This window comes from Micromonospora sp. NPDC049081 (assembly GCF_040648835.1).
Taxonomy (GTDB): domain Bacteria; phylum Actinomycetota; class Actinomycetes; order Mycobacteriales; family Micromonosporaceae; genus Micromonospora; species Micromonospora antibiotica.
This window is the reverse complement of sequence record NZ_JBEZEK010000041.1, coordinates 23,662-34,546: the sequence shown is the minus strand read 5'-3', so window position 1 is coordinate 34,546 and position 10,885 is coordinate 23,662. Positions and strand designations below refer to the sequence as shown.

The 10,885-nt window shown below is 74.5% G+C and carries 5 protein-coding genes and 2 pseudogenes; 3 read left to right on the top strand and 4 right to left on the bottom strand.

Annotated elements, in window-relative coordinates:
• Positions 1-396: 396 nt before the first annotated feature.
• Positions 397-1,032, top strand: a pseudogene (locus AB0B63_RS31385) (NADPH-dependent F420 reductase); the annotation flags it as partial.
• Between the two features lie 123 nt (positions 1,033-1,155).
• Here the strand turns inward: AB0B63_RS31385 and AB0B63_RS31380 are convergent.
• The 3 genes from AB0B63_RS31380 to AB0B63_RS31370 form a co-directional block, all read right to left on the bottom strand.
• Positions 1,156-2,979 (bottom strand): VanW family protein, encoded by a 1,824-nt coding sequence (locus AB0B63_RS31380; protein WP_208570802.1) that lies wholly within the window; start codon positions 2,977-2,979, stop codon positions 1,156-1,158.
• A gap of 460 nt (positions 2,980-3,439) precedes the next feature.
• The gene (locus AB0B63_RS31375) at positions 3,440-6,001 is read right to left on the bottom strand and encodes a DUF5005 domain-containing protein (protein ID WP_357025455.1); all 2,562 of its coding nucleotides are present in this window, start codon (positions 5,999-6,001) and stop codon (positions 3,440-3,442) included.
• A complete protein-coding gene (locus AB0B63_RS31370) occupies positions 5,991-7,202 on the bottom strand; it encodes a polysaccharide biosynthesis protein (RefSeq protein WP_357025452.1) in 1,212 nt (403 codons plus the stop codon). The genes AB0B63_RS31375 and AB0B63_RS31370 overlap by 11 nt, the downstream gene beginning before the upstream one ends.
• 436 nt (positions 7,203-7,638) lie before the next feature.
• Between AB0B63_RS31370 and AB0B63_RS31365 the strand changes: the two genes are divergently transcribed.
• Both AB0B63_RS31365 and AB0B63_RS31360 read left to right on the top strand, forming a co-directional pair.
• On the top strand, positions 7,639-9,144 hold the full coding sequence (locus AB0B63_RS31365) for a hypothetical protein (RefSeq protein WP_357025449.1): 1,506 nt from the start codon (positions 7,639-7,641) through the stop codon (positions 9,142-9,144).
• Positions 9,145-9,341: 197 nt separating this feature from the next.
• Entirely contained in the window at positions 9,342-9,536 is a 195-nt protein-coding gene (locus tag AB0B63_RS31360) for a hypothetical protein (RefSeq protein ID WP_208570806.1), read from the top strand.
• Between the two features lie 173 nt (positions 9,537-9,709).
• On the opposite strand, the pseudogene AB0B63_RS31355 reads toward AB0B63_RS31360, so the two are convergent.
• Positions 9,710-10,846, bottom strand: a pseudogene (locus tag AB0B63_RS31355) (glycosyltransferase family 4 protein); the annotation flags it as partial.
• Between the last annotated feature and the right edge of the window lie 39 nt (positions 10,847-10,885).

Here is a 10,885-nt window from a genome sequence, read left to right as displayed (position 1 = left end):
TCGGGAGGGTGTGGGAGAGTAGGACACCGCCGGACAATCTTTAGTTGAGGCCGACCCTTCGGGGTCGGCCTCAACTGTTTTCACGCCCCGAACACCCTCCACCAGGCCACACCATCCACCGGCACGGTCGCGGGACCGGTTGCGGCGTGGCAGCACGCGGGCCCGCGTCCAGAGCCAACGAGCGGCCCGCGTCCGGAGCTGGTGCCGCCTTCGGTGAATCGCCCCGAGCAGCGTGCCTCACCTCGTACCGTCGATGCGGGACCCGCTCCTGAGGGACCCACACCCAGCATGGCGGGAAACGTGACGTGGAGTACGTCGTGTCCGCAATCGCAGCGGACCGGGCGGGGTACCTGCTGACCGTACGACCGGAACTGACCGTCGGGACCGGCGGAGGCAGGAGTGGTCATGAAGATCGGAATCATTGGTTCGGGGCACATCGGCGGCACCCTCACCCGGCGGCTGAGCGCCCTCGGGCACGACGTGACAGTCGCGAACTCGCGGGGCCCGCAGAGCCTCACCGAGCTGGCCCAGGAGACCGGGGCCACCGCCGGCACGCTGGACCAGGCCGTCCAGGACGCCGAACTCGTCGTGGTGGCGATCCCGCTGCTCGCGGTGCCGGGGCTGCCGCCCCAACCGTTCGACGGCAAGATCGTCGTCGACGCCAACAACTACTACCCGCAGCGCGACGGTGACATCGCCGAGCTGCTCGACCGCAGCCTCAGCTCCAGCCGGTGGACCGCCGACCATCTCAAGGGCGCCCGGGTGGTGAAGACCTTCAACAACATCCAGGCCGCGCACCTGATGGACCACGGCAAGACGGCCGGAGCCGGTGACCGGATCGCGCTGCCGGTGGCCGGTGACGACGACGATGCCAAGCAGGTGGTGATGCAGCTCGTCGACGCGCTCGGCTTCGACCCGGTGGACGCCGGCACGCTGGACGAGAGCTGGCGGCAGCAGCCCGACACCCCCGTCTACGGGACCGACCGCGACGCCGAGGGCGTACGCCAGGGACTCGCCGACGCGCGCCCCTGACCGGGGCCGACCCGAAAGAGCACGAGAGCCCCGCCGGTGTCGCCGGCGGGGCTCATCCGTGCCCAGCCCGCCCCCGCGTCTACCCCGGGTCAGGAGCGGGCGGGTGGAGAGAGGTGAGGGGGATCAGGAGGGCTTGGGACCGCAGACGAAGTTCGGCTCGGGGTCGTAGGTCCAGCTGAACTTCTCCCGCTTGACGACCTTGCCGTCCTTCTTGATGACCCGGAACGCGTCCTGGGTGAAACCGGTGCTGCCGGCGGCGGCGATGCACGTCGGGCCGGGCTCCAGGTACACGGTCCTCGGACTGGTGACGTTGCGGCGCGGGCCGTACTCGGTCTTCACGCTGTCGTAGATCTTGGTGCTCCACATCGACACCGTGATCGTGTTCGAGGTCCAGGCAGTGTCGATCAGCACCCCGTGCGGGGTGTTGTTGCGGAACTTGAAGTCCAGGTCGGGCCAGAAGATCGTCGACTCGATCACCGCCGGGTAGCGGCTGAAGTAGAACGAGTGCGGCTTGTGCTCGACGTCCTGGAGGCCGGCGTAGTAGCTGGCGTTGAACAGGGTGGTGGTGAACTGGGAGACACCGCCGCCGACCCCGGGGACCAGCTTGCCGCCGAGGATCACCGGGGCGTCCTTGTAGCCCTGGGCGTAGCCGCGCTCGCCGGTGTGCGCGTTCAGCGAGAAGGTCTCACCCGGCTGCACGATCGTGCCGTCGACGTCCTTCGCCGCCTGGATGATGTTCTGGCTGCGCGGTGAGGACAGCCCGCCGGGGAACTTCGTGGAGAAGGTGGAGACCCGCTCCTTGATGCCCAGCTCGGCCAGCTTCGCCTCGGTCAGCTCGGGCTCGGCCTCCTTCAGCTGCCCGGTGACCGTCCGGCCGTCCGCCTTCGGCAGCACCGCGAGCAGGTCCCGGCTCAGCGCCGCCGAGTCGAGCTGCTTCCCGGCCCGCCCCGGGACCACCTTCGGCTTGCCGGCCGAGATGCTCAGACCGGCATCCTTGGGCGTCGACTCGATCGCGGCCAGCTTGCTGCCCAGCGCCGACCGGAGCCGCTTCACGTCGACCTTCGGCGTCAGCTTCCCCTCGTCGTCGGCCGAGAAGCGCAGCGCGCGGGCGATCGCCGCCGGCGGGACACTGACCGACCCCTTGTCGGAGGTGATGGTGACCGGAGCGGCGACGGCCGGCTTCGCCAGCTCGGCGACCAGCCGGTCCACCTCCTCCCGGGTCGTCACCGGGTTCTTCTCCACCACCGGCACCGTCACCGGCTGCCCGGCCAGCCAACCCGTGCGGACCACCCGGGCGGACTGCTCCGCATCGAGGGTCAGGCTCGGCTTGGGGTAGACCGGCTTCGGGGTGGTGCCGGTGAAGATGATCGCCGGCATCGTCATGTCCCGGCCCTGCTTACCGAGGATCTGGCGCAACGCCGCATCCAGCTTGGCGGCGTCCACCGTCACCACCGGCTCGACCGTACGGGAGCCGAACAGCCGGTCCACCGGGTGCGCCCGGGTGTCGGTGGCGGCGGCGACGGTGGCGTCCACGTCCACCGTCAGGCCGACGTCGGCGGGATTGACCTCCGCCCGGTTCTCCCCCACCACCACGGTCAGCGGCGCGTTGAGCCTGTCGGCGCGCTTCTCCAGCTCGGCCCGCAGCTCCTTGGCCGCGTCGGCGCGGCTGCGGCCACCCAGCTCGGTGCCGAGCACGCTCGTGCCGCGCGGGACGTCCCCGGCGTACGCCCAGGCGCCCATGCCGACCACCCCGGCCAGCACCGCGGTGGTCACGCCACCGGCGAGCAGCACCCGCCCGCGTCGCCACCACGGCCCGCCGCCCGGGGCCGAGCCCGCGGCCCCGCCAGCCGTCGGAGGCTCGTCCTCGCCCGGCCAGCTCACCGCGGTGACCTGCACCGTGGGGCGGTCGTCGGAGACCTGATTGTCGCCGTACAGGGTCACAGCCACCTCGATCGGACGTACCACGTGGGGGGTTGCGGCCCCCAGGGACACCTACGGTAGCCAACCGGACGGCCAGCCGACAGCGTGCGTCCGGCCATCCTCACCACCGCGTGTCGTAGCCGGTCACACGGTGTATGACCGATCGTGGCACGGTGTCCGGATGTGCCGACCGGGGCCGCCCTGCGGGGGCGGACGAATCGGCCGGGCGGGGGCGTCGCGCGGTGACCCGGAGTGGCTGGCGGCACAGTTGCGCACCCCCGATCAGCCGACCGCCGCCGGCCACCGCGACCCCGTGGCACCTGCACGCCGGGGGCCGTGGCGGGGTCGGAACAGTCGCGGAGGAGGCGGAAGCGGAAGCGGGGTCGGGACCTTCGCGGCGGAAGCGGAAGCGGGGCCGGGACGGTCGCGGGCGGGGTCGGGGTCGGAACGGCGGAGGCGGGGTCGGCGAGGGCCGACCGCCCGCCGATCAGCGGACCCGGATGCCGACCTCCGGGGACGGCGGCCCGTCGTCCCGCCCGTCGGTCACGGCGACCCGGAACCGGTAGTCGTGCCCCCGGGCCAACAGCACCGCCTGGTGCCGGGTCTCCCGCACGGGGTACGGTCCGACCCGCCACCGCTCCCCGGTGGTGGCGTCGCGCCAGTGCACCCGGTAGGCGAACCCCGGCCCGGCCGACCGCCAGGTCAACCGGACCTCGCCGCTGCCGGTGGCCGTCACGTCGAGCCCGGTCGGGGTGGGCAACTGCGGGGTGACCCGGACCGGTGCGCTGCGGGGGCCCGCACCCGCCTGGTTGGTCGCGGCCACCGTGAACTCGTACTCGTGCCCGTTGCGCAGCCCCGGCACGACGGCCCGGGTGCCCCGGGTGGGGATCTCCTCGGCGGTGAAGTCGCGTTCCCCGGCGCTGACGTCCCGCCGGTACACCCGGTGCCAGCCGTCGGCCACCGAAGCGCGCCAGGTCAGCTCCACGCTGCCGGCCCCGGCCTCGGCCCGCAGGTCCGTCGGGGCGGCGGTGGGGGCGGTGAACCGGGCGCGGGCCCGCACCGGCGCGGACCGGGCCCCCGCTCCGCCGTCGTTGACCGCGTCGACCGTGAACTCGTACTCGTGGCCGTGGGTCAGGTGCCGGGCGACGTGCCCGGCGCTGACCTCCACCGCCGGTGGGCCGTCCTGCGGGGTGCCGGCGGTCAGGTCGCGGCGGTACACCCGGTAGGAGACACCCGGGCCGAGCGTCCGCCAGGACAACCGTACGGTGCCGTCCGGCTGCCCGACGGCGACCAGCCCCGGCGGTGGGGCGGGCGGGGTGACCAGGGCGGTCGCCCGGACCGGCTCGGACGGTGGGCTGTCCCCGCCGCCACCGACCGCGACCACGGTGAACGCGTACGTGTGCGCGTGCCGGAGGAACCCGACGGTGGCGGTGGTGCCGGTGAAGGTGCCGACCGTGGTCTCCTCCCCGGTGCCCAGGTCGTGCTGCGTCACCCGGAAGAGCTGGACGAACGGCACCGGCTCCCAGCCCAGTGCGACGTCACCGGCCCGGCCGGGCACCGCCCGCAGGCCCTGCGGCGGTGGCGGTGGCGGCACCGTGGCGGTCACCCGGCCGACCGGTGAGGGTGCGCTCTCGCCGCGCCGGCCCAGCGTGCTCACCCGGAACTCGTAGTCGTGCCCGTTGGTCAGGAAGTCGGCCGAGAAGCGGGGAGTGGTGGTCGGCTCGCCGATCCGGACGAAGTGGGTCTGGCCGGCGGTGACGTCCCGCCGGTGCACCTGGTAGCGCAGCTCGTCGTCGGCGCGTACCGGCGGCCAGTCCAGTTCGGCGGTGCCGGCGCCGCCCGGTCGGGCGGTGAGCGTCGACGGCGCCGGGGGGAGGTCGGCGTGGTCCCGTCGGTCGCGGGGCCACGCCAGCTCGACGAAACGCGGCCGGTAGAGGCCCGCGTCGGCGTAGGTGACCGAGTCGTCGACGTCGTTGACGTTGTAGGACAGGAGCAGCCGACCGGGGCGGGCCAGCTCCGGGTGCAGGTCGACGTCGTAGACCAGGTGACCGGCGGTGGTCTCCGGGGCTTGGTGCAGGTAGTCCGGGCCGGTGAACGGGCCGGTCGGCGCGTCGGCCGAGTAGGCCACCAGATCGCCGCTGAACACCAGGTTGTTCTCCTGGGTGACCAGCACGTACCGACCGCCGATCCGCTGTACGCCGTAGGCGGTGCCGACGCCGCTGAGCAGCCGGGTCGAGGCGCGGTCGTCGGTGGACCAGCCCTCACCGGTCCAGAACTCCCACCGGCCGGTCAGGTCGTCGCCGGCCACCCGGGCCAGGTGGGCGAACTTCGCCCCGCCGGCCGCCTCGGTGCCGTACACGTAGGTGTGCCCGTCGTCGCGGAGCAGCTCCGAACCCCAGGAGACCCGGGCGCCCAGTGGCAACGGGCGGACCCCGGTGGGGGTGAGCGTGGGCAGCGCGAAGCTGGCCAGTGCGGTGCCGACCAGGGTGTGGTCGAGCGGGCTGAGGCCGGTGCGCCGGTAGCGGTGGACCAGCACCTGGAGGGTGTCGCCGGAGACGGTGGCGTCGCCGATCCAGGAGAACTCGCCGGGTGCCGTCGGGGGCACCAGGTCGCGCGGGTCCTCGATGGTGCCGCCGTGCACCGTCTCGGCGAGCTGGTCGCCCCGCTGCACGATGGCCGAGTTGTGGATGAAGGGTGCGGTGCGGGGCCGGGAACCGTCGGGGTGCACCGGGCCGAGGAACGTGTCGGAGAAGAGCCAGAGCAGCCGGCCGTCGGGCAGTCGTACCGAGGCCGTCCGGTCGGCACCGTTCCACCGGCCGGAGGTGTCGCCGTAGTCGTCGAAGGCGGCGGTCAGCCGGGCGGCAACCGGCCCACTGTCCGGCAGGGCCCGGTGCGGCGCCGCCCCGGGCACGGTGGCGAGCAGAACGAGCAGCCCGACGACGAGCAGCCAGCGCACCGGCCGGCGGGTGCCGGTCAGCCCACGGCGGACGCCGGCCAGCTGCCGGACCGGGTCGACCACCGCCACCAGAAACCCCCGTCTACCGGTCACCTACCGGCAGGGTGTCACGACCCGGGACGGCGACGGTAGCCGTCGGAAGGGTGGAGGCGACCGACGCATCCGTTCTGCGGTGGATTGTCGACACTGCGGTGCCGACGGCGGTGACCGTCGCCGTGACCAGGGCCGCCCCGGCGATACCGGCGACGGTGTGCGGCACGACCGTGGCGGTCGCGGCCACGAAGCCGACCGTGGAGATCCACAATGGTGCCGAGGGCCACCGGGCCGACGCCGCGACCCGGGCGTTGATCAGCACGAAGACCAACGCGTACAGGGCCCCGGTGGCGGCGAAGAGCGGTGCGAGGCCGCCGTACCGGGCGTACTCCGGGCCACCGGCCAGCCCGAACGCCAGCCCGCCGGCCAGCGCCGAGGCGAGCACCAGCGCCGCCCCGGCCGCACCGACCAGGAGCAGCGCCGTGCGCAGCGTCCCCCGGTCGCCCCGGGCCAGCCGGGGCAGGGCGATGACCGTCACCACCTGGGGCGCCCACAACGCGCCCTTGGTCAGCACCGTGCCGACCGCGTACGTGCCGGAGGCGTCGGGGGGCAGGAACCGGCGGGCCAGCAGCAGGTCGGCGTACGACACGACGAGCATCGCCAGGGTCGCCCCGCTGGCGGTGAGCACCGTGCGGGTGGTCAGGGTCGGGGCCACCGGGTCGATACCGGCCCCCCGGTTGAGCCGGACCAGCAGCGCCAGGACCAGTACGGAGGTGACCGCCCCGGCCAGCAGCGCCCCGGTCAACCCGCCGCCCAGCGCCAGTCCGGCGATCATCCCGCCGTAGCGGCCGGCGGCGAGCAGCGCCATCCCGCCGGCCAGCCGCAGGAAACGCTGGTCGCCCTGGAGTTCGCCCAGCCACCGGCCGGCGGCCACCACCGCCACGGTCAGCACCCCGAGCAGCAGCACCGCCGGGCCGGTCAGCCGCAGCCCGACGGCGGCCACCGGCAGCAGCACGGCCAGCAGCGCGGCGGTCACCGCCACGGTCAGCAGGGTGGGGCGGGCGGTGGCGGCCCGGCCGTGCCGGGCCCGGTGCACGGCCACCGCGATCTGGAGGCCGGTGCTGGCCACGCCGCCGATCGCGCCGAGCGCCAGCAGGGTGGCCAGCGCGCTCAGCTCCGCCGGGGCGAGGTGCCGGGCAGCGAGGACCGGCACCACGTAGGCGAGCCCGTTGACGAAGACCCCGGCCAGGGTGACGGCCACCCCGGCGACGCCGATCCCGACCGTCCGACCGCCCCCGTCGCCCGACCCCTGACCTGGCCCGTCGCCCGACCCCGTACCCGGCCCGTCGCCTGATCCCTGACCTGGCCCCTGACCCGGTCCGTCGTCCGGACCCCGGCCCGTGACGTCGCCGGGTCGCCGGCCGTGCCCGTCGGGGGCCTCGGGTCCTCCGACGGCCCCGGGTCGCCGGCCGTGCCCGTCGTCCGATGTTGTGCCCATCACCGCTCCGTGTCGCCGGCCGCGCCGGTCGTCCGCTGCCCGCCCGTGACCGTCCCGGGTCGCCGGCTCCGCCGGTCACCAGCAGCGCAAGTACAGTGTCGCCACGCCGGCGCCGATCGCCGGGTCAGCCTAGTGAGGAGGTCAACCCCTGCGGGAGAGGTCGATCCTCGTCGCCACCGGGCTGGCCGTCACCGCGCTGGTGCTGGCTCCGCTGGCCGCGCCCGGCTATGTGCTCAGCTACGACATGGTCTTCGTGCCCCACCAGCCGTGGCGGGCCGAACTGGTCGCGCCGGTCGACTCGCTGCCCCGGGCGGTGCCGCTGGACGCCCTGGTTTCGCTGGCCAGCCAGGCGGTGCCGGGATGGCTGCTGCAACGGGTGGTGCTGGCCGGGGTGCTGCTGCTCGCCGCGATCGGGGCCGGCCGGCTGGTGCCCACCGGGCAGCCGGTCGTGCGGGTGGTCGCCGCCGTCGGATACGCCTGGACGCCGTACCTGGCGGAGCGGCTGCTGATCGGGCACTGGGGGCTGCTGCTGGCGTACGGGGCGCTGCCGTGGCTGGTCGACGCCGCGATCCGGGTGCACCGGCCAGGGGGGCTGCGCCGGCTGCTGCTGGTCGCGCTGCCCGCCGTGGTGACCCCGACGGGTGGCCTGATCGCCCTGGTCACGGTCGCCGTGCTGGTCGCCCGACGGGGTGCCGCCCGGACGACCGCGGTGGCCGTCGGCGCGCTGCTGGTGCTGAACCTGCCGTGGCTGGTGGTCGCCGGGTTGAGCGCGGCGGACGCCCGGACCGACCCGGCCGGGGTGGCCGCTTTCGCGGCGCGGGCCGAGAACTGGAGCGGGGTGTTCGGCGCGCTGGCCGGCACCGGGGGGATCTGGAACGGGCAGACCACCCCGCTGAGCCGCTCGTCGCCGTTGACGCCGGTGGCGACGGCGCTGCTGCTGGTGCTGGCGGGGTACGGCGTCCGGACGTTGCGCGGACGCTGGCCGGTCGGGGTGGCGGACCGGGTCGCCGGGTTGGCCGCCGCCGGATTCCTGACCGCCCTGCTGGGGGTGCTGCCGGGGGGTTCCACCCTGCTGGGGTGGGCGGTGGCGTCGGTGCCGGGGGCCGGGGTGCTGCGCGACGGGCAGAAGTTCCTCATCCCGTACGCGCTGCTGCTGGTGGTGGCCGGGGCGCTCGGCGCGGAACGACTGGCCGACCGGGTCGCCGCCCGGGGGGCGACCGGTGGCGCGCGGGCGTTGCTCGTCGCCGTGCTGCTGCTGCCCGTGGTGGTGCTGCCCGATCTGGCGTTCGGTGCGGCGGGCCGGCTGCGCCCGGTGGCGTACCCGGCGGACTGGGACGCGGTGGCCCGCCGGCTCGACGGCCGGTCCGGGGAGGTGCTGTCGCTGCCGTTCGGGGCCTACCGGGCGTACCCGTGGAACGACGGCCGGACGGTGCTGGACCCGCTGCCCCGCTACGTCGACGCCGACGTGCTGGTGGACGACACCCTCTGGGTGGGCGCGACCGGGGTGCGGGGGGAGAACCCGCGTGCCGCCGAGGTGGGACGGGTGCTGGCCGCCGGTGGCCCGGTCGCCGCGACCGGGGTGCGCTGGGTGGTGGTGCAGCGGACGGTCGACGGCCAGCGGGTCGACCCGGCGGCGCTGGTCGGGTTGCGCGAGGTGTATGCCGGTGTGGACCTCACCCTCTATGAGAATCCGGCCGGGCGCTGACCGGAGCGGTCAGCCGTCCCGGGTGGGCGGCGGGGCGGCCGTCGACACCGACAATGGGCGGGTGCGGGCCGAGGTCCGGCCACCGGTGCTCCGGGCCGCCCGGCGGGCCGGTGGTGATCACCCGCGCGACTCTCCCGGTGTGGGCTACTTGGTGGTAACGTGCCGCGCACGCAGCTCACGAGGAGGAAAACAGCACCATGCGCAGTGCTCTCTCGTTGGTTCTGGTCGCGGTAGCCGCGATCGCTCTGGGTGCCTTCGGCACGGTGGCGTTGGCCACCACGCTGACCGGTACGTCGGCGGCCGAGGCGGCGAAGGCCGAGCAGGCCGCCCGCACCGAGTCCGGCGGCGGCAACGGTGGTGCCAACCAGCCGCTGGTCTACGGCACCAAGTAGGACTGTTCCACCTGCGCGACCGGTGACCCTGCCGGATCCGTCCGCCCGACCGGCGGCACCGCCGGACCCGATCGCCCGACCGGTGACCCTGCCGGCCCTGACTGCCCTGCCGGCGATCCCGCCGGAGCCTGCTGCTCGACCGACGATCCTGTCGTACCGTTCGCGGCCCTCGTGACGAGGGCCGCGAACTTCTTTCCCGAGACCGGCCAGGTGAACCGGGCGGCGTGGACGCGGGCCGCCGTGCCCATGGTGGCCCGGTAGCCGTCGTCGGTCAGCAGCAGCCGCACCTTGGCCACGAAGTCGTCGACGTCCTCGGCGAGCAGGCCGGTCTCCCCGTCGACCAGGGACTCCTCGACCCCACCCGCACCCCGGAACGCCACCGTCGGGGTGCCGACCGCGCCGGCCTCGACGATGGTGAGCCCCCAGCCCTCCTTGAGCGACGGGGTGAGCGCCACCCAGGCCGAGGCGAGCAGGTGCCGCTTGTCGGCGTCGGAGACGAAGCCGGTGAACCGGACCCGGTCGGTGAGGCCCAGCTCGGCGGCGGTGTGCCGCAGCTGCGCCTCCCACCAGCCCTGCCCGGCGATCGTCAGGGTCAGGCCGGGCAGTTCGTCACCGAGCGCGGCGAGGGTGGCCAGGGCCACCTCGACCTGCTTGTGCGGGACCAGCCGGCCGAGCACCACCAGCGACGGTTCCGGCGAGCGGGGCACCGGGCCGACGGTCATGTCGGGGGTGCCGTTGTGCACGATGTCGACCCGGGCCGGGTCGATGCCGAGGGTGGCCAGCTCGTCACGGGTGGCGGCGGAGACGGTGACGTACCGGCAGCGGCGGTAGACCCGGGGGGCGAGCCAGGACTCCACCCACCAGCCGAACCGGGCCAGGCTCGGGCCGAGCACCACCGGCCACTGCTCCCGGTGCACGTGGTGCACCAGCGCGATGACCGGCCGGCGGGCGTAGAGGGCGGACAGGAAGGGCAGGCCGTTGCCGACGTCGACGATCAGGTCGGGTCGACCGCCGTGGCGGCGGCTCAGCGGGCCGAAGCCGAGCGCGCCGGCCAGGTACGCCAGGGCGGCCCGGAGGTAGACGGTGTGCCGGCCGCCGCGCCGCAGCACCCGTACGCCGTCGGGGGTGGTCTCCTCGGCGGGGCCGGCGGGGTGGGTGGCGCAGAGCAGGGTGGCCCGGTGGCCGTGCCGGACGAGTTCCCCGGCGATCCGCTCGACGTACACCTCCGAGCCGCCGCCCTCCGGATTCCGGGTGTCCCGCCAGTTGAGGAACAGTACGTGCCTGGTGGTGGCGGCAGCGGGTGCGTCCAACACTCAACTCCTACTGCCGAGTAGTCTTCGCGGTCGCGT